This is a genomic window from Gammaproteobacteria bacterium (assembly GCA_011375345.1).
GTDB lineage: Bacteria > Pseudomonadota > Gammaproteobacteria > DRLM01 > DRLM01 > DRLM01.
In genome coordinates this window covers 1-19,084 of sequence record DRLM01000021.1, presented here as the reverse complement: position 1 = coordinate 19,084, position 19,084 = coordinate 1, and the positions used below count along the sequence as shown (strand labels likewise).

19 protein-coding genes are annotated in these 19,084 nt (G+C 63.3%); 16 read left to right on the top strand and 3 right to left on the bottom strand.

Going from position 1 to position 19,084, the window contains the following annotated elements:
* The first annotated feature begins 96 nt into the window (after positions 1–96).
* The 16 genes from ENJ19_01905 to ENJ19_01830 all read left to right on the top strand — a co-directional run bounded on the left by ENJ19_01905 (position 97) and on the right by ENJ19_01830 (position 16,635).
* The gene (locus tag ENJ19_01905) at positions 97–1,650 is read left to right on the top strand and encodes a flagellin (protein ID HHM04482.1); all 1,554 of its coding nucleotides are present in this window, start codon (positions 97–99) and stop codon (positions 1,648–1,650) included.
* Positions 1,651–1,779: 129 nt separating this feature from the next.
* Positions 1,780–3,531 carry a hypothetical protein gene (locus tag ENJ19_01900; GenBank protein HHM04481.1) on the top strand — a complete coding sequence of 584 codons (1,752 nt, stop codon included), beginning with the start codon at positions 1,780–1,782 and terminating at the stop codon, positions 3,529–3,531.
* Positions 3,532–3,549: 18 nt separating this feature from the next.
* Positions 3,550–3,915: a flagellar protein FlaG gene (locus ENJ19_01895; protein HHM04480.1), complete on the top strand. Its 366-nt coding sequence runs from the start codon at positions 3,550–3,552 to the stop codon at positions 3,913–3,915.
* Between the two features lie 37 nt (positions 3,916–3,952).
* Complete coding sequence (gene fliS / locus ENJ19_01890) at positions 3,953–4,411, top strand: flagellar export chaperone FliS (GenBank protein HHM04479.1); 459 nt, start codon at positions 3,953–3,955, stop codon at positions 4,409–4,411.
* Positions 4,412–4,419: 8 nt separating this feature from the next.
* Entirely contained in the window at positions 4,420–4,725 is a 306-nt protein-coding gene (locus tag ENJ19_01885) for a flagellar protein FliT (GenBank protein ID HHM04478.1), read from the top strand.
* A gap of 260 nt (positions 4,726–4,985) precedes the next feature.
* Positions 4,986–6,401, top strand: a complete 1,416-nt coding sequence (locus tag ENJ19_01880; GenBank protein ID HHM04477.1) for a sigma-54-dependent Fis family transcriptional regulator — start codon at positions 4,986–4,988, stop codon at positions 6,399–6,401.
* 128 nt (positions 6,402–6,529) lie between these two features.
* The gene (locus tag ENJ19_01875) at positions 6,530–7,762 is read left to right on the top strand and encodes a PAS domain-containing sensor histidine kinase (protein ID HHM04476.1); all 1,233 of its coding nucleotides are present in this window, start codon (positions 6,530–6,532) and stop codon (positions 7,760–7,762) included.
* Positions 7,762–9,105 carry a sigma-54-dependent Fis family transcriptional regulator gene (locus ENJ19_01870; GenBank protein ID HHM04475.1) on the top strand — a complete coding sequence of 448 codons (1,344 nt, stop codon included), beginning with the start codon at positions 7,762–7,764 and terminating at the stop codon, positions 9,103–9,105. The genes ENJ19_01875 and ENJ19_01870 overlap by 1 nt, the downstream gene beginning before the upstream one ends.
* Positions 9,106–9,181: 76 nt before the next feature.
* A complete protein-coding gene (fliE, locus tag ENJ19_01865) occupies positions 9,182–9,505 on the top strand; it encodes a flagellar hook-basal body complex protein FliE (protein HHM04474.1) in 324 nt (107 codons plus the stop codon).
* 38 nt (positions 9,506–9,543) lie between these two features.
* Complete coding sequence (fliF, locus tag ENJ19_01860) at positions 9,544–11,199, top strand: flagellar basal body M-ring protein FliF (protein ID HHM04473.1); 1,656 nt, start codon at positions 9,544–9,546, stop codon at positions 11,197–11,199.
* A complete protein-coding gene (fliG, locus tag ENJ19_01855; protein HHM04472.1) occupies positions 11,192–12,202 on the top strand; it encodes a flagellar motor switch protein FliG in 1,011 nt (336 codons plus the stop codon). Before fliF ends, fliG begins: the two co-directional genes overlap by 8 nt.
* Positions 12,183–12,845, top strand: coding sequence for a flagellar assembly protein FliH (locus ENJ19_01850; protein ID HHM04471.1), 663 nt, complete (start codon positions 12,183–12,185; stop codon positions 12,843–12,845). Before fliG ends, ENJ19_01850 begins: the two co-directional genes overlap by 20 nt.
* Positions 12,835–14,193, top strand: a complete 1,359-nt coding sequence (gene fliI, locus ENJ19_01845; protein HHM04470.1) for a flagellar protein export ATPase FliI — start codon at positions 12,835–12,837, stop codon at positions 14,191–14,193. The genes ENJ19_01850 and fliI overlap by 11 nt, the downstream gene beginning before the upstream one ends.
* Positions 14,190–14,630, top strand: a complete 441-nt coding sequence (gene fliJ / locus ENJ19_01840; GenBank protein ID HHM04469.1) for a flagellar export protein FliJ — start codon at positions 14,190–14,192, stop codon at positions 14,628–14,630. Before fliI ends, fliJ begins: the two co-directional genes overlap by 4 nt.
* A gap of 85 nt (positions 14,631–14,715) precedes the next feature.
* Complete coding sequence (locus tag ENJ19_01835) at positions 14,716–15,882, top strand: flagellar hook-length control protein FliK (protein ID HHM04468.1); 1,167 nt, start codon at positions 14,716–14,718, stop codon at positions 15,880–15,882.
* Positions 15,883–16,101: 219 nt separating this feature from the next.
* Complete coding sequence (locus ENJ19_01830) at positions 16,102–16,635, top strand: TIGR00645 family protein (GenBank protein HHM04467.1); 534 nt, start codon at positions 16,102–16,104, stop codon at positions 16,633–16,635.
* 20 nt (positions 16,636–16,655) lie between these two features.
* Here the strand turns inward: ENJ19_01830 and ENJ19_01825 are convergent, their stop codons facing one another.
* The 3 genes from ENJ19_01825 to ENJ19_01815 all read right to left on the bottom strand — a co-directional run.
* On the bottom strand, positions 16,656–16,901 hold the full coding sequence (locus tag ENJ19_01825) for a hypothetical protein (GenBank protein ID HHM04466.1): 246 nt from the start codon (positions 16,899–16,901) through the stop codon (positions 16,656–16,658).
* Positions 16,902–17,112: 211 nt separating this feature from the next.
* Entirely contained in the window at positions 17,113–17,547 is a 435-nt protein-coding gene (locus tag ENJ19_01820) for an arsenate reductase ArsC (protein ID HHM04465.1), read from the bottom strand.
* 130 nt (positions 17,548–17,677) lie between these two features.
* Positions 17,678–19,084: ferrous iron transporter B (locus ENJ19_01815; GenBank protein ID HHM04464.1), on the bottom strand; the 1,407-nt coding region annotated here is incomplete at its 5' end.

Sequence of the window (19,084 nt, the reverse complement as noted above, 5' to 3'; positions counted from 1 at the left end):
CCTCTGCTGGAAGCGGTAAATACCTGCCTTAGGTATGTCCGTTAGGCATAGGTCCCCGCGGCGCAGGCGGTGGGGACACCAGAGGAGTACAAGAACATGGCACTGTCCATCAACACCAATATGATGTCGCTCAATGCGCAAAAGAACCTGCGGCAGACGGAGGCGCCGCTGCAAAAAGCGATGGAACGTTTGTCCACCGGTTTGCGAATCAACTCAGCGTCGGATGATGCCGCCGGCCTGGCCATTGCGACGCGGATGTCGCGCCAGATCAATGGTTTGAATGTGGCCATGCGTAATGCCAATGACGGTATTTCTTTCGCGCAAACGGCGGAAGGCGCCATGGACGAAATGATCACTGCGGTGCAGCGTATCTACGAACTGGCGGAACAATCGGCCAGCTACAATACTTCTGCTGACCGCAGTTCCATGAATACCGAGGTTCAGGAGCTGATTTCTGAGCTCAGCCGAATCGTCTCGCAAACCCGTTACAACGGTGAATTGTTCCTCAATCAGCAAAAGAGTATTGATATCCAGGTGGGTGTGGAGGTCAAGGAGACTATCAACATTTCCACCTCCAATGTGTCGCCCGACACCATGGGTGTGGCCACCAGCTATTCCAGCACGCTCACGGCCGCCAACGTGGCCAGTGCCTCGGCCATGTCTTACCTGTCCGCCGGCCTGGGCGCCAGCGCCACCCTGGCGGGTGTGGATTTGGGCGATGCCGTAACGACCGCCACTGCGTACCAGAACAACAGCCTGAACCTTATCAACCGTATCAATACGTATAGCGGCGATACGGGCGCGACGGCATTTTCCTTCGGCAATTCCCTGGTGGGAGGGAGCGCCGCGTTGACGGCCACCACAGGCAATAGCGGGTCGAGCAATGACACCTCAGTGGCGGCGGGCTTTCTCACCATCAATGGGGTGCAGATCGGCAGTTTCGCTGCCTCCGTCGACAGCAGTACCGCCGCGGCCTCCACGACGCTGACCAATATGCTGTCGGCCATCAACAACAAATCGGCCACCACCGGGGTGACGGCCTATTTCGTCGACAAAGGCACAGTTGCCACCTCCAGCACCGCCAATGCCTCCAGTGTCTTGGTGTTGGCCAATACCGACGGCGCCGCAATTGACGTGACCCTCAACACGGCTGTCGCCGGCGGCTCATTGATCAGCAACACCCTGGCCAGCTCCACCATGTCGGTTTCTGCAGGTCAAAACGGGAAAATCATCTTTAACGCCGGATTCACCAAGACCTCGCTGAGCTTTGACGGTACCGCCACCGGTGCGGTGTTCGGGGTCGGCACTGCGTCCTCCTCGGTGAGTCTGACGGCCACGTCGCTGAACAATATCAGCACCACCTCGGTCGCCAATGCCAATGTGGCAATTTTGGCCGCCAAGGAATCGCTGGAGTCGTTCATCACCGAAAAAGCGAAACTGGGCGCCAAACTCAACCGTCTCGATTCCACGATCCGCAATATCGAGAGTACCCGGGAGAACATCACGGCGGCCAAATCGCGCATCATGGATGCCGACTTCGCGACGGAAACCGCGAACATGACACGGTCCCTGATCCTGCAACAGGCCGGTATTTCGGTGCTCGCCCAGGCGAACCAGGTGCCGAACAACGTTCTGGCCCTGCTGCAGTAAACAGTGTTCGGGAGGGGCGGGCAGGCGCCGCCCCTCCCGGTTTCCACTTAAGGCGGGTCGCCCGGCAGGGACGCGGCCGACAACAGGGAGTGAATACAGCGGCGATCTGATGGGTGCGCGGATAGTTCTATGCCAGTCACACTAAGCTCCGGTCTGTTTACCGGCATCGATACGCAGGGCATCATCCAGCAATTGTTGGCGGTGGAACGCCAGCCGTTGCAGGCTCTGACGGTCAAAAAAGCGGACTTCGAAGCCAAGATCAGCAGCTACGGCAGTATAAAAAGCGCGCTGTCGTCTCTGAAGGATGTGGTGAAGACCCTCACCACCGACCAGCTCCAGAACAAAACCGCCAGCAGCTCGGACAGCAGCAAGCTGACGGTGTCCGCTGACAGCAGTGCCGCCAACGGCAGCTATGAGATAGAAATCGACACCCTGGCCACCGCCCAGAGCATCTACTCCGGCACCTTTGCGTTTCAAACCAGCGAGGTGGCGGACCTCAGCGTGGTTTCCTCGCAAAAAATAAAGATTCAACTGGGCAACGGCACGGCCAAGGAAATCACCGTTGACAGCAGCAACAACACCCTGACCGGCGTCAAGGACGCCATCAATGCGGCCGCTGCGGGGGTCAATGCATCCATTATCAACGCCGGTTTCGACGTTACCGCCAGCAACAATCAAATTGTCTTCAATGACGGCAGCCAGCGCACCGCAACCTTGACGGCGGGCTCCTACACGCCCGATGAAATGGCGGCGGAAATCAAACGTGCCCTGGAGGCCGCCAACGGCGGGACGGACACTTACACCGTGAGCTATGACACGGCCAGTGCCACGTTCACGGTGCTCAATGATGCCACCAACACCAACGCTGTGGACCTGTTGTGGGAAGATGCCGGTTCGACGGCAGCGGCGCTGCTGGGCTATTCGACCACCGACCACAGCCCGATTGCGGTGGGGGCATCGCAAAGCAGCGACAGCGCGGTGGGCGGCTTCCGCCTGGTATTGAACGCCGACAATACGGGCGCTGCCAATCGTATCAAACTGCTGGTGGACGAAGACAACGATGGTATCTATGAAGAAAGCGGCGAGACAGACACCTCCGGCCTGTCGCGCCTGGCGTTCAACCCCAGCTACGATGCCAGCGGCAACGTAAGTGGTGGCGTTGCCAACTTCACCCAGTCCAAAGCGGCTGTGAGCGCGGCGCTGAAAGTCAACGGTTTGTCAGTGTCGCGGGCCAGCAACACGGTAAGCGATGTGATCACCGGAGTGACCCTGAATCTGCTGGATACCACCTCCGGATCAAAAATAACTGTCTCGGTGGCGGATGATGATGACAGCATTACCAGCGCTCTTAACAATTTCGCATCGTCTTACAACAGTGCCTTCAGCCTGGTGAAGAGTCTGTCTGCCGTGGGTAGCGACGGCGCCGCCATATTCACCGGCGATGCGACCGCCAGAACAATTCAGGACACTTTGCGGAACACGATCACGACCCGGTTCGGCGACTATACGCCGGCAAGACTTGGCTTCAGTCACAGCCGCACGGGTGATCTGTCGCTGGATTCCAGTATCTTTGCCAGTGCTCTGGCGGCGGACAGAGACGGCGTGCTGGCCTCTGTCAACGCCATGTCAAGTGCGCTGGAAGACGATTTGTCCTTTCTGATCAACGAGGCTGTGCCCGGCAGGACGGAAGGTCTCAACAGTTCGATCGAAAGGATGGACGAGGATATAGCGGATTTGGAACGGAGGCTGGTGCTGAAGGAGGAGCAGTTGGTCAAGACCTTCTCTTTGCTTGAAGAGACCGTGGGCCAGCTACAGTCAAACGGAGATTTTTTGACGCAACAACTACAGGGAATCAGTAACATTTCAGGTAATGGTAATTAATATACAGAGGGTAAGCCAATGAATCCGATAACCGCAGCGGCGCAGAACGTCGCAAAAACGCCGGTTTCGGTGCGTAGTACCCCCAGGGAGCAGGCGGTCACCAAACTTGTTACGGACGAGCTGGAACAAAAAAAATCTGCACCCGAAACCAAACCCCTGGCCAGGGAAGAGCTGGACGGCGTCGTCAAAGAGATCAACCAGACCGTACAAAACGTGGTACGTGACATACGGTTTCAGCTTGATAAAGAGACCGACAAGGTCGTTATAAAAGTCATTGATCAAAGCACGCAGGAAGAAATCCGACAGCTGCCTCCGGAGGAGGTCCTGAATATGATGGAAAATCTGTCGAACCTGAAGGGAATCCTTTTCAAGGAGGAGGCGTGAGAATGTTGCGGTACATGGGTGCGAGAAAGGCGGTTCCATGAGTTATGGCAATATGCGTGATGCACTGAAGCAATACAGCCAGGTAAAGGTCCGCTCCGGGGTCGAAGGGGCCACGCCTCATCGCCTGATTCAGATGCTTATGGAAGGGGCCCTGGAAAAGATGCAACTGGCGAAAGCCAACCTGGAGCGGGGCAACAAGGCGGAGAAAGCCCGCCACATTGATTGGGCCTTGTCCATTATTGACGGTTTGCAAAGCAGTCTCGATATGGAAAAAGGCGGCCAGATTGCCGCCAACCTGGATGCCTTGTACGACTATATGCAGCGGCAACTGGTCATGGCGAATCTGGACAACGATGTTGCCAAGCTCGATGAAGTGTCGAATTTGTTGCTGGAAATCAAAACCGCCTGGGACGCTGTGCCCGCCGTGCTGAAGCAACAGGAAGCCGCGGGCGCACAGGCCGCGACAGCGGCGGTCAACCATGCGGCGGCGGGTTGAGCGGGCGCATGAGCGATGTGGTGGCGCGCCTGGCCGCGGTGACCGCGGCGCTGCTGGGCGCGGCGGACGGGCAACAATGGGATCAGGTTGCGGCCTTGAGTGCGGAGCAGGCCGAGATCATTGACGCGGTTCGTCGGGACAGCGTTTCGCTTCGGTTAAACGACCCGGCCCGGCGTGAGCGGGTCGAGCAACTCGTTGCCGACATCCGCCGGGCGCAAGCCCTCGTCAGGCGGAAAATGCAACACCTTGGTGATCAGGCCGGCGACATGAAAAAAAGAAAGCGTGTTGCCCAAACGTATTCCTCACTGGCTTAAGGCCACACTCTCCCCGCTTATAGTCGTGCTGGCCGGCGCCGCCTTCAGGTGTCGGCGGAACGCACTGTGTCTGCCGACACCTGGTACGGGCCGGCAGCGTGTTGATGCGTCATGATGTTGTACGACAATATTTTGACATGGGGGTGATTCAATGCTTTACTCAATCCCATGTAGAAGTTTTCGTGGCGGGTGCTTTGGCGCGACGGCGTTTGCCTTGCGTGATGCCGTGCGTGGAAGATCCGCCTCAGGGGTGATTCAGGATGGGCGTTTCCCAAATAATTCTCGCAGGTGTGGACCGCGCATTGGAACATGAACTTAAATCCGTGCTGGGATTTCTGGACTACGGGGACATTAGTGTTTTCGATGACGAAGAAATGGAAAACCCTCCCGGCCGGGCCGGCGACACGCTGGCGGTTATATTGAATTGTGCGGGGGTCGCCGGGCGGGAGGAAGCAGTGTGGCAGCGCCTGAATGATTGGGGCGGGAAGGTGCCGCTGATCCTGTTAAAGCAAAAAGATCAGCCGGTGCCGGATGTGCTGGCAAAAAACGCCGTGGGCGCTGTTGTATTGCCGGTGAAGTACCGTCCCTTGACCGAGGCGCTGCGGCAGGCGGAGATTTATCTCGACAGCCGGCCCAGCAAAGCGGCGCGCCGCTCCCCGGAGTTGTTCCGCAGCCTGGTGGGAAACAGCCGCAGCGTGCGCCATGTGCGCAAGCTGATCGAACAAGTGGCGGACTCCGATGCCACCGTACTGATATTGGGGGAGTCCGGCACCGGCAAGGAAGTGGTGGCGCGAAACCTTCACTATCACTCCAAGCGCCGTGACAAACCGTTTGTTCCGATCAACTGTGGGGCCATTCCGGCGGAGCTGCTCGAAAGCGAACTCTTTGGTCATGAAAAGGGGGCGTTCACCGGCGCCATCACCGCCCGCCAGGGGCGTTTTGAGCTGGCCGAAGGGGGCACCCTGTTTCTTGATGAAATCGGCGACATGAGTCTGCACATGCAGGTGAAGTTGTTGCGGGTGCTGCAAGAGAGGGTGTTCGAGCGCGTGGGCAGCAACAAACCCATCCAGGCCGACGTGCGCATTATCGCCGCCACCCACCGCAACCTGGAAGAGGCAATACGGGAAGACAAATTCCGGGAAGATTTGTATTACCGTCTCAACGTTTTTCCCATCGAGATGCCGCCCTTGCGCGAGCGCCGCGAAGACATACCGTTGCTGATTGCCGAGCTGGTCACGCGCCTGGAGCATGAAAAGCGCGGCTCGGTGCGCCTGACCCAGGCCGCCGTTATGGCCTTGTGCGAGTATCACTGGCCCGGCAATGTGCGCGAGCTGGCCAATCTGGTGGAGCGGCTGGTGATCATGCACCCCCTGGGGGTGGTGGATATCGCTGATCTGCCGGAGAAGTTTCGCCCGGCTCAGGAGGTGGAACTGCCGCGCACCCTGCCGGAGGAGATGGCCGTCCTGTGCGATCCCTTGGCGACGCCCCGTCTGCCCCGCGACGGTCTGGATCTCAAAGAACACATCAGCAACCTCGAATACAACCTCATCAAACAAGCCCTGGAAGACGCCGGCGGTGTGGTGGCCCACGCCGCCAATCGTTTGAAGCTGCGGCGCACGACCTTGGTCGAGAAAATGCGCAAGTACGGTTTGCAGCGCAGCGACGAGACGACATAAGTTTGACACTCTTGGGGTTTGTCTTTCCCAAGTCCTTGTTTTAGAGACCGTCCTCCAGCGGCATAAGTCTTGCTTTCTCAGCCGGGTGCAGCGCCAGCGGTACACCTGTGAGGGAGTGAAGACTCTGCATGTTCAAATCCACCGATCACCCGCCCCGAGACCTGGAAAACGCCTTTAACACCTTCAGCGAAGTGTCCGAACGGCTCTCCGATGCCTATCACACCCTGGAGCGCCGTGTTGCCACCTTGACGGCGGAACTGGCCGCCGCCCGCAGCGAACGTCTGGCCCAACTGGCGGAAAAAGAACGGCTCGCTGACCGTCTCCAGCAATTGCTGGAGCTGCTCCCCGGTGGTGTCGTGGTGCTGGACGGCGAGGGCCGGGTGACGGACTGCAATCCGGCGGCCCGTGAGTTCCTGGGCGCGCCGCTGCAAGGTGAACCCTGGCCGGCTGTGGTGCAGCGGGTGATGGCCCTGCCCGGCGATCCCGGCCAGCCGCTGGTTTTGCGCGACGGCCGCCGTCTCAGCCTGGTGTCGCGTCCCCTGGGGGCCGCGCCGGGTGAAGTCTTGTTGCTCCAGGACGTGTCGGAGACCCAGGCCTTGCAGGAAGCCCTGGCGCGCCGGTCCCGCCTGTCGGCCATGGGAGAGATGATGGCGCGCCTGGCGCACCAGATACGCACCCCGCTGGCGACCTCCCTGCTTTACCTGGGTCACTTGCGGCGGCCCCATTGCAGCGATGCCGAGCGTCTGAAATGCGCCGCGAAAATGTCGGCGCAACTTGGCCACTTGAACCACACCGTTAACGACATGCTGATGTTCGCCCGCGGCGGTGATGACGAGGACGAAGACTTTCTGCTCGCCGGGGTGCTGGACGAACTGCGGACCGCCGTGGAGGCGCGGCTGGCCGCGGCTGGCGGCAGATTGTTGCTCGCCAATGGCTGCGACAAGGCCGTGCTGCGGGGTAACCGCAACGCCTTGTTGGGCGCCCTGTTGAATCTTGTCGACAACGCCATCGACGCTGCCGGTGCCGGCGTGGTGGTACACATCCAGGTGCGCCGTGTTGCCGGCGGCAAGGTTGAATTGCGCCTGCGTGACAACGGCCCCGGCATTCCCGCTGCTTTGCAGGGGCGCATCTTTGAGCCTTTCTTCACCACCCGGCACCAGGGCACCGGTCTGGGGCTGGCGGTGGCGCGGGCGGTGGTGTTGCGGCACCGCGGCACTGTGGAGGTGGAGTCCGGGGTGGAATCAGGCACGTGTTTCGTATTGCTTTTCCCCGATGCAGGTGGAGAGCGTCTGCTCGCCGGCGGAACCGCCTACGCTGCCGGGGAGGCAGCCCGGCAACAACAGGCAACAGGAGTAGTGTAATGCAGCAGTCCCGGGTGCTCGTCGTTGAGGATGACAGCGCATTGCGTGAAGCGCTGATCGATGCCCTCGGCATGGCCGGTTACCACGGTGCCGGTGCCGGGGACGGGGTCGAGGCCCTGGCCTATCTGGAGCGACACGGCGCCGACATGGTTGTCAGCGACGTGCAGATGGCGCCCATGGATGGCTATACCTTGTTACGCAAAGTGAAAGGCACGTTTCCCGATCTGCCGGTGATTCTGATCACCGCTTACGGCACGGTACAAAAAGCCGTGCAGGCCATGCGCGACGGCGCGGCGGATTATCTGGTCAAACCTTTCGAGGCGCAGACCCTGACCGCCCTGGTAGAGCGTCACCTGCCCCGGGTGGCGGCTGTGGAACCGGGGCTGGTGGCGGAGGACCCCCGTACTCTGGAACTGGTGGAGCTGGCGCGGCGGGTGGCGCAGACCGAGGCGACGGTCATGATCAGCGGCGAAAGCGGCACCGGCAAGGAAGTCTTTGCCCAATACATTCATCGCTGTTCGGCGCGGGCCGGGGGCGCCTTCGTCGCCATCAACTGCGCCGCCATCCCCGACAACATGTTGGAAGCGGTGTTGTTCGGCTATGAAAAGGGAGCCTTTACCGGCGCCTATCAAAGCACGCCCGGCAAGTTCGAGCAGGCCAACGGCGGCACGCTGCTGCTCGATGAAATCTCAGAGATGGACCTGGGTCTGCAAGCGAAATTATTGCGCGTGCTGCAGGAACGGGAAGTGGAACGTTTGGGGGGGCGCAAAGTGATACCCCTGGACGTGCGCGTGCTGGCCACCTCCAACCGCATCATGCGCGAAGAAGTGGCGGCGGGGCGGTTCCGGGAAGATCTTTACTATCGCCTGCACGTGTTTCCCCTGCATCTGCTGCCCTTGCGCGAGCGTCCCGGCGACATCTTGCCGCTGGCCCGGCATTTTCTTGCCTGTCACAGCGCTGGCGGGCCGGTGCCGGAACTGGCCGCCGACGCCCGCGCGCGTTTGCTCACCCATTCCTGGCCCGGCAACGTGCGCGAACTGGACAATATGATTCAGCGGGCTTTGATATTGAAACAAGGTCATGAACTTCACGCCGCCCAGCTTTGCCTGGAAGAGCCGCCACCCGTCACCACGGCGGTGCCCCCGCCTGGCGGGCCGCCGCCCGAACTGAACGACCAGCTCAAGGCCCGGGAAGAACATTTGATCATCGACGCCCTGCGGGCCGCCAACGGCAGCCGCAAGTCCGCGGCGGAAAAACTTGGCATCAGCCAGCGCACTTTGCGCTACAAGCTGGCGCGCTTGCGCGCAGCGGGCGTGGAGATCCCACGCCGGGCCGCGGTGTGACCGCGTGAGGGCGCCCCCCAATCAACCCGCCCGGCCCCGCGGGCGGAATCTTTAAACAGAAATCCTGGAGCGGAACATGAGTGACGTCAACATCGATCAAGTCCTGTCACAGCTGCGGGCCATGTCCCGGGCCGCGCAGGGCGCGCCAGTGGTGGCGGACAGCGAGAAGACCGCGCCCGGCGATTTTGCGGCCTTGTTCAAAGCGGCCCTGGACGGCGTGAACGCCCGCCAGAAGGAAGCGGGGGAACTGGCGGCGGCCTTTGAAAAAGGCGACGACAATGTCGATCTCACCGAAGTGATGATTGCCCTGCAAAAATCCCGGGTGTCTTTTCAGGCCATGATGGAAGTGCGCAACAAGCTGGTATCGGCCTACAAAGATGTGATGAGCATGACCATCTGAACCCGCTGCCTTGAGCAAACCTTTGGTGCAGTACCGCTATGGCGCAAGACACCCAAACCAACAAATATCTCGCAGCCGTGCAGGGCTTCGGGCGCCTGAGCATGGTGCGGCAGGTGGGGCTGTTGATCGGCTTTGCCGCCAGCGTGGCCATCGGCGTGTCCCTGGCGCTGTGGTCCCAGGAGCCGGGCTACCGCCTGCTCTACAGCGGCCTGAACGATCAGGATGTCCTGGCCGTCACCCAGGCCCTGGAGCAGGCCGGCATCCCCTATCAACTGTCCACCGATTCGGGCACGGTGCAGGTGCCGGGTGAGTCGGTGCACCAGGCGCGCCTGAAACTGGCGGCCCAGGGTCTGCCCAAGGGCGCCGGTGTGGGTTTCGAGCTGCTGGACAAGGAGCAGGGCTTCGGCGTCAGCCAGTTCATGGAAAACGCGCGCTACCAGCGCGCCCTGGAGGGGGAACTGGCCCGCAGCATCACCAGTTTCAACAGCGTGCAAAGCGCCCGGGTCCACCTGGCCATCCCCAAGCGCACGGCGTTTTTGCGGGACCGTCACAAAAAAGACCCGTCGGCTTCGGTCATGGTGAACCTCTATCCAGGCCGGCGGCTGGATGAAGGGCAGGTGGCCGCCATCGTGCACCTGGTGGCGGCGAGCATTCCGGAACTGTCCACCGGTGGCGTCACCGTGGTGGATCAGAGCGGCAAGCTGCTGACGGCGCCGGAATCCTCCGCGGAAATGAAATTGTCATCCACCCAGTTCGATTACCGCAAACGCCTGGAAGAGTATTACATCAAACGCATCGAGGCGATTCTCTCCCCCATCGTGGGCGTGGACGGGGTGCGCGCCCAGGTCAACGCCGAGGTGGATTTCAGCATCATCGAGCAGACCCGGGAGAGCTTCAATCCCGATCTGCCCGCCATACGCAGCGAGCAGACCTTTGAAGAGAGCAGCGTGGGGTCGCCCCCGCCGGTGGGTATCCCCGGAGCCTTGAGCAATCAGCCGCCCGTGGCCGGCGACGGGGAGGCGGCGCCCGGTCAGGCCTCCGGGGAGCAGACCAAAAACAGCTCCCGGCGCGTGACCCGCAACTATGAACTGGACAAAACCATCAGCCACACCCGCCTGCCCACGGGTCAGGTGCGGCGCCTGTCGGTGGCCGTGGTTGTTGACAACCGCAAACGGGTGGATGAGGAGGGCGCGGTGGTCAGCGAGCCCCGCAGCGCCGAGGAACTGGCGCGCATCCAGGCCCTGGTCAAACAAGCCGTGGGTTTCAGCGCCGCCCGGGGCGACAGTCTCAACGTGATCAACACCGCCTTCGCGCCGCCCGCCGGTGTGGAAGAGATACCCCAGCCGTCGTTGTGGGATGATCCCCTGCTCTGGGATGCGCTCAAGCAACTCATGGCCGGCATCGGTGTTCTGGCCCTGTTGTTCGGGGTTTTGAAACCCGTGCTTAAAAACCTCTCCCAGCCGCCACCTGAAGCGGCGCAGCCCCCGCTGTTGACCGCCGGGGGCGAGGGCGCCGCGGCCGGAGAAGTCCTGGCGGAAGATCAGGTGAGCCTGGGGGGGGCGCCGGGTGCAGGGGGACAGTTGCCGTCTCCCAGCCAATACGAAGAACGCCTGGAAACAGTGAAGACCCTGGCGGCGGAAGACCCTAAGCGCGTCGCCCAGGTGGTGAAGAACTGGGTGTCCGACGATGGCTGACGCCACGCTGCCCGCCAGCGGCATCGATCGCGCCGCCATTTTGCTGCTGGCCCTGGGGGAGAAAGATGCCGCCGAGGTGCTCAAGCACATGAACCCCAAGGAAGTGCAGAAAATCGGCATCGCCATGGCATCGTTGAAAAACGTCTCCACCGACCAGGTGGTTGCGGTGGTGGACACCTTCGTGGAAACCGTGGAGCGGCAGACCGCCCTGGGTGTGGGTTCGGAAGACTATATCCGCAACGTGCTGGTCTCGGCCCTGGGCGAAGACAAGGCCGGCGGCGTCATGGACCGGATTCTCACCGGCACCCCCACCAAGGGACTGGAGGCCCTGAAGTGGATGGATCCCCGCGCCGTGGCCGAAGTCATCCGTCTGGAACACCCGCAGATCATCGCCATCGTCCTGTCCTACCTCGAGAGCGACCAGTCAGCGGAAATACTGGGCCTGTTGCCGGAGAACATGCGTGCCGACATCATGATGCGCATCGCCAGTCTGGAAGGCATCCAGCCCAACGCCCTGCGCGAGCTGGATGAGATTCTTGAACGCCAGTTCTCCGGCAACAAGAACGTCAAGTCTTCCACCGTGGGCGGCACCCGCACCGCCGCCAATATTCTCAACTTTATTGAGGCCTCCAAGGGCACCTCGATCATGGATGCCATCAAAGAGTCCGACGCCGACCTGGGTCAGCAGATCGAAGACCTCATGTTCGTGTTCGACAATCTGGCCGACGTGGACGACCGGGGTATTCAGGCCCTGCTGCGGGAGGTGTCCACCGAATCGCTGATCGTCGCCCTCAAAGGCTCCGATGACAGAGTGAAAAACAAGATTTTCAACAATATGTCCAAGCGCGCGGCGGAAATGATGCGCGACGACCTGGAAGCCAAAGGACCGGTGAAACTGAGCGAAGTGGAAGCCGCACAAAAAGAAATCCTCGCCATCGCGCGGCGCATGGCGGAATCCGGCGAAATCAACCTGGGCGGCCAGGGTGCAGAAGAATACCTCTAAAGTCATTGTGGCCGAACAGGCAGCCGGGGTCCGGCCCTGGTCCCTGCCCGACGTGGGCGAGGATGAGCGCCACAAGCATCACCGCCCCTTGTCGGCGGAGGAACTGGAGCGCATTCAAAAGCAGGCCTACGAAGAGGCTTACAAAGAAGGCTACCAGGCGGGCTCACAGCGGGGCCGGCAGGAGGGCTGGCAGGCCGGCCACAAGCAGCTCACCGAGGCGGTAGGGCGTTTGCAGGCCATCGCCGAGGTGCTGCAAGAGCCCCTGGCCGCCCTGGATGAACAAGTGGAAGAAGAGCTGTTGGCCCTGACCTTGACCGTGGCGCGGCATTTGATCCGGCGCGAACTCAGCACCGATCCCGGCCAGGTGGTGGCGGTGATCCGCGAGGCGCTGGCAGCCCTGCCCGCCAGCGCCCGGGACGTGTGCCTGCACCTGCATCCCGCCGATGCCGCCTTGGTGCGCGACACCCTGGCCGAAGCCCAAGGCAGCAGCGCCTGGCGCATCGCCGAGGATCCCGCCCTGCAGCGGGGCGGCTGCCGGGTGACCACGCCGGATTCGCGCATCGACGCCAGCGTGGAAAAACGCCTCGCCGCTGTCGCCGCGCAATTGCTCGGTGGCGAGCGGGAGGACGACCATGAACCCTGAAGCCCGGGCCCGGCGCCAGCTCTGGCAGGCCCGCCTCAGGGCCCGGCGCGGGCGGCTGCGCCGGCCGCCGCCCCTGGTGGTGGAAGGGCGTCTCAGCCGCATGGTGGGCCTGACCCTGGAGGCGGTGGGCTGCGAGGCCCCCATTGGCGCCCGCTGCCGGGTGTCTGCCGGCCAGGGTGAGATTGAAGCCGAAGTGGTGGGTTTTGCCGACGGCCGGGTGTATCTCATGCCCACCGGGCCGGTGCACGGCCTGCTGCCCAGCGCCCGGGTCATTCCCGCCGGCACCTTGCACCAGGCCGCCGTGGGTGAGGGGCTGCTGGGGCGGGTGCTGGACGGTGCCGGCAAGCCCCTGGACGGTCGCGGTCCCCTGGACACTCCCGCCCGCCTGCCCCTCACCGGCCGGCCCATCAACCCCCTGGCCCGGGACGTGATCCGCGAGCCGCTGGACGTGGGGATCCGCGCCATCAACGCCCTGCTCACCGTGGGCCGGGGCCAGCGGGTGGGTTTGTTCGCCGGCAGCGGCGTGGGCAAAAGCGTGCTGTTGGGGATGATGACCCGCCACACCCGCGCCCAGGTCATCGTGGTGGGCCTGATCGGCGAGCGGGGCCGGGAAGTCAAGGAATTCATCGAAAAAATCCTGGGGCAGCAAGGCCTGGCCCGCGCCGTGGTGGTGGTCACCCCCGCTGACAGTCCGCCTCTGCAGCGCCTGCACGGGGCCTGGCTGGCCACCACCATCGCCGAATATTTCCGCGACCAGGGCCGGGACGTTTTGCTGCTCATGGACTCTCTCACCCGTTTCGCCCAGGCCCAGCGCGAAATTGCCCTGGCCATCGGTGAACCGCCGGCTACCCGGGGCTATCCGCCCTCGGTGTTCGCGCGCCTGCCGCAACTGGTGGAGCGGGCCGGCAAGGGGCCGCCGGGGGGGGGGTCCATCACCGCGTTTTACACCGTGCTCACCGAGGGCGACGACCAGCAGGACCCGGTGGCAGATGCCGCCCGCGCCATTTTGGACGGCCATATCGTGCTGTCCCGCTGGTTTGCCGAAGCGGGGCATTACCCCGCCATCGACATCGAGGCCTCGGTGAGCCGCTGCATGAGCGATGTGGCCGCCGCCGATCACCTGGAGGCGGTGCGCCGCTTTCGCGCCCTCAACGCCGCCTACCAGCAGAACCGCGATCTCATCAACATCGGTGCCTACGTTCCCGGGGGTGACCCGCGCCTGGACGAGGCGGTATCGCGTTATCCTGCCATGAGCGCCTTCCTCCAACAGGGCATGGACGAGCCGGTGTCTCTGGCGGACAGCATCACCGCCCTGGAGCAGTTGATGGCAACGGAGCAGACATCATGAAACGCCCGGATAAACTGGCGCCGGTGGTGCGCCTGGCGCGGGAAAAGGAAAAAACCGCCGCCCTGGAGCTGGCCCTGGCCCAGCGGGACGTGGCGCGGGAGCGCCAGCGGGGTCAGGAACTGAGCGCCTATCTGGGGAACTACCAGCGCGATTTGGACCGCGGTCTGAAAAACGGCATCCGCGCGGCGGACATGCTGACCCGGCGGGCCTTTCTCGAACGCCTGCGCCGTGCCCTGGCCGGGCAACAGGAACGCATCAGGGCCTCGGACCAGCGCTGCGAAGAGCGGCGCCAGGCCTGGCTGCGCTGTCGGCGGGACGCGGAAGCAGCGGAAAAATTGTGGCGCCGGCGGCAACAGGATGAGCGCCGGGCGGAAGAGCGGCGGGAGCAGAACCGGCTGGATGACTATGCCGGGCAGCGTGGCGGCATGATGCGCTGAAGATAAGATCCCGCCGCCCGCTCCCTTCTGGTGGCACGCGAATTGCCTCTTCACGGCCAGCCCTAATTCGCTGGATGTAACGCCCATGGACATGTTGCCCCTCAAAGCAGTTTCGGTTTCTCCCCAGGCCTCGGCCGGTGGTGCCTCTTCCGGCGCAGGCCTGTTGGGCGCCGCCCCGGACGCGCCGGGGCCCGGCTTCCAGGCGGCGCTGGGCGAGGCCCTGGAAGACGGCGATGCCGGCGGTGCCCTGGATAGTGCCCTGGCCGCTTCCATGTGGCGAATCCTGGGCATCGTCCCGCCGGCCGTCTCATCCACTGGCCCCGGCCTGGTGAGCGGCCAGCCTTTGCCGTCCGCGCTGCCGGCGGGGCAGCCCCTTGCCGCTTTGAACACGGGCCAGGCCGCTGACGGCCGGGTGCGGCAGCCTGTTCCGGAAGGGGCATTGCCCGCCGCCCAGGCGGCATTGCTGGCGCCGGCCGCGGCCCCCGTCCCGGACGCCCGTGCCGGAATGACCCAGACACCCGCGGGCAGCGTGAGTGCCCCAGGCCCCGCCGCCGCCCAGCCCGCCACCGGGGCGCTGGATGCGGAAATCCTCACACAACTGCTTAGTCCCGCTACCCCGCCGGCGCCTCCGGGTGGCGAAGCGCGGGCCGCCCTGGCGGCCTTGCTGGCCCGGGCGGAGCCTTTGCGCCAGACCACGGCCGATTCCCGCCCTTCGTCTTCCGCGGCGCCGCTGGAGGCCTTGGGCGCCGCCGCCAATGCGCCGCTTCAGGGGGGCGGGCGGACCAGCCCCGTCCAGCTTGCCATTCCCGTGCCGGTCAGCCAGCCGGGCTGGGAAGACGAGGTGGGGGGACGGGTGCTGTGGATGGTCCGCCACAATGTGCAGGCGGCGGATATCCGCATGAACCCGCCCCACCTGGGGCCCATCGAAGTGCGGCTGTCCCTCAGCAATGACCAGGTCAGCGTGGCCTTTCACGCCCATCACGCGCTAGTGCGTGATGCTCTGGACAACGCCCTGCCGCGTTTGCGGGACATGCTGGCGGAAAACGGCTTCAATCTTGCCGACGCCGATGTGAACCAGCACAACCTGGCCCGCCATCAGCCGGACAGTGGCGGACGCGGCAATCACCCTGACAGCGCTGATTTCGACGCCCCCGCCGCCGGTGAAGACGACGGCGCGGTCGCCGTGAGCACCCTTGCCACGGCCTTGCCCGGGCCGGCCGCCGGGCTGGGCCTGGTGGACGATTACGCCTGAGCGCCAGGGCGGCCATCCCCGCCCCCCTCCCGCAGACCCGGCCTTCCGCTGCGCCGGCATGACGCGCAGCAGTGCTATGATAGGCGCCCGCGCGCGCCGTGCCTTGGCTTCACCTGTTCAATGACTTATTGTCTTGAACATGACGGTGCAGCCCTGCACCGCACACAGCTTGTTGCCAAATGGGGTTTGGCAACAAGCTGTCAACAGTGAGTCCATTCAATGAAGAAGATAGAGAACACGCTGGAGAAGCTCATTTTCATGAGCCGCTGGCTGTTGGCGCCGTTTTATCTGGGGCTGGTGCTGGCCATGGCCTTGTTGATGGTGAAGTTCGTCAAGGAGTTCATCCATCTGGTCCCCGTCATGTTCAGCGGCAGCGGGCCTGATGTCATCGTCGGCGTGTTGTCCCTGGTGGACGTGGCCCTGGTGGCCAATCTCCTGTTGATCATTGTCTTGGCGGGATACGAGAATTTTGTCTCCCGCATCAACACGGAAAATCATGAAGACTGGCCGGCGTGGATGGGGCATGTGGGTTTTGCCGAGCTGAAAATAAAGCTCATCGGTTCCATCGTCGCCATTTCCGGCATCGAGCTGCTCAAGGCCTTCGTCAACGCCGACCAGATGGAAGACAAAGTGCTGGCCTGGAAAGTAGGCATCCACCTGACTTTCGTGGTCTCCGGCGTCTTGTTTGCCCTGATGGACTGGCTCAGCAGCCTCAAGCTGAAACACAAGGCGCACGACGAGAACAGCCACTGAGCTTTTTCCTCCCTGTCTCCTCACCCCGCCCCTTCCCCGGGGGTAGAGGCGCATCGTGAGACTTGCTCTATATCAGAACGCCGCAGGTCGTATCCCGAGTACTTCAGCCGCTCTCCGCCCTCGGTGTTTACCACCCGCACCGTTTCCCCCCTGCCCCGGCCCAGGCCGTGAACCACCGCTTCGGTATCGTTGTCCGGTCTGAGAATCAGCGCCGCCGCCGTGCCTCCGCTCTCGCCGCTTTGCATGAAGTGGAAATCCAGAAACAAAAACCGTCCTGTTTCCGCAGGCGGAAATGGTCGAGCACGGTGCCGCCGGGGGGCGGATGCCGGTTTTGCTTTCCAGGGCCAGGGCCAGGGCCTTTGCCGCGAGGGTCTGCACAGTGGCCGCGGCGCCGGCCGATGAAGATGACGCGCCGGCCCCGTCCCGGCGAATACCAGTGTATAGGTGCCACTCCTTACGCCAGCAGGGCACGTTGGCTCATGGCAGCGCGTCCTCCAAGTGGTCCACGAAGGTCTTGATTTCATCCCGCACCCGGCGGTAGGGGGCCAGGGCCTCTTCTTCGCCGGCCGCGCCCTGGGCCAGGCGGGGCGGATCGTCAAAGCCCACGTGGACGACCCTGGCCCCGCCGGGAAACACCGGGCAGCTTTCGTGGGCGTGGCCGCAGACGGTGAACACCACATCAAAGTCCACTCCCTGCAAAGCATCCAGGGTTTTGGAGCGCTGTCTGGAAATGTCCACTCCCGCTTCCGCCATCACCCGCACCGCGCGCGGATCAAGGCCGTGGGCCTCGATGCCGGCGGAATAAAACCGGTAGCGCCTGCCGCACACATGTCCGGCCCAGCCTTCCGCCATCTGGCTGCGGCAGGCGTTGCCGGTGCAGAGGAAAAGGATGTTCAGTGTTTTGGGGTTCATCTGTGGAACCTGCCTGGCGCAGAGGGACTGCAGAAAACAGCGGCATTATAGCGGACCGCCATGGGCCGAATACGGTGGTTTGTTGACAGGAGCTGGCCGACCGGCGCACGTTGCGACGGGGGCGCTGCTCCTAGCTGAGCCAGTCCGCCAGCTCCAGCGGCCAGCGGACGATGCCGCTGACCAGCAGCGCCGCCCCCACCGAGAGCATGACCGAGAAGAGCGCCTCCTTGCGGCCGATGGTGCGCAGCATGGTGGCGAAGGTGGAGATGCAGGGGACGTAGAAGGTGAGGAAGACGAGAAAGGTCATGATCTGCACCCAGTTCATCTGGCTGCCGACATCGAAGGTGCCCAGGGCCTGATAGATCATCAGCAATGAGAGCTCCTTGCGCAGAATCCCGAACAGAATCGGCACTCCCAGCACCACCGGCAGCCCCAGCCACCAGACGGTAACGGGTGTCAGCAGGGTGTTGAGCACCTGGTCGGCACCGATGTGGCTGAGCAGCGCCATGACCACGCTGCCGCCCACCAGCAGGGGCGTGACGATGGTCAGGATGTCGCGGGTCTTGGTCCAGGTGTTGGCGAGTGCCTCGCGCCAGCGCGGCAGGGCGTAGGGGGGAATCTCCTGCACCTGGCCCGGACCGCTTTCAGGATAGCGGCGGCGGCTGAGTAACTGGCCCATGACGGCGATGACGATCGCGCTCAGGGCGAAAATGGCGAAGACCCCCAGGCCACCGAGATATTTGCCCGCCAGCGCCAGCACCACCGCCGAGCGCGCCGAGCAGGGGACGAAGGTGATCAGCAGCGAGGCGATCACCCGCTCGCGTCCCTCGGTGGCCCGCGCCGTGGCGGTAATGGCCGGCACATTGCAGCCCAGCCCCAGCAGGAAGGGCACCGCCACGCCGCCGTGCAGACCGAGGCGGTGAAAGCCGCGATCCACCACGAAGGCGATGCGGTGCATGATGCCGCTCTGCTCCAGCACCTCCAGCAGCAGCACCAGCGGCAGCATGTAGGGGACGACGATGCCGACCAGCCCCACCAGGCCGTCGGCTATCGCCCGGCCGATCACCCCGAGGGTGGTGGTGGGTTGCCAATCCTCGATCAGGGCGGCCAGCTTGACGGTGCTCATGGCATCGAGCCAGCCACTCACCTCGAAGACGATGAACAGCACCAGGGCGAAGACCGCCATGGAGCCGATCAGCCCCCAGCGCGGATGGAGAAAGAGTTGATCGAGCCAGTCGCGCCAGCCCCGTTTTTCAGCCCCGCCTTCCTGTCGCACCACCGCCTCAAACAGGGTCGCCGCCTGGTGGTGATGGTCGGCGTGGATCTCTTCATCCAGGGAGCGAGGCAGTTGTCGTTGGGCCTGATCCCTCAGTTCCATCAGGATGGGCAGTTTTTCGCCAAAGTGCTGCGCCAGCTCGCCGATCACATACTCGTCGCCAACGGCGACCTGGTGGAGCAGAAAGGGGTGGGGGATGCGAAAGGCTGTCTGGATATCGGCATCGGTGAGGGCCTGGCTCAGCGGTGCCAGAGCCTGGCT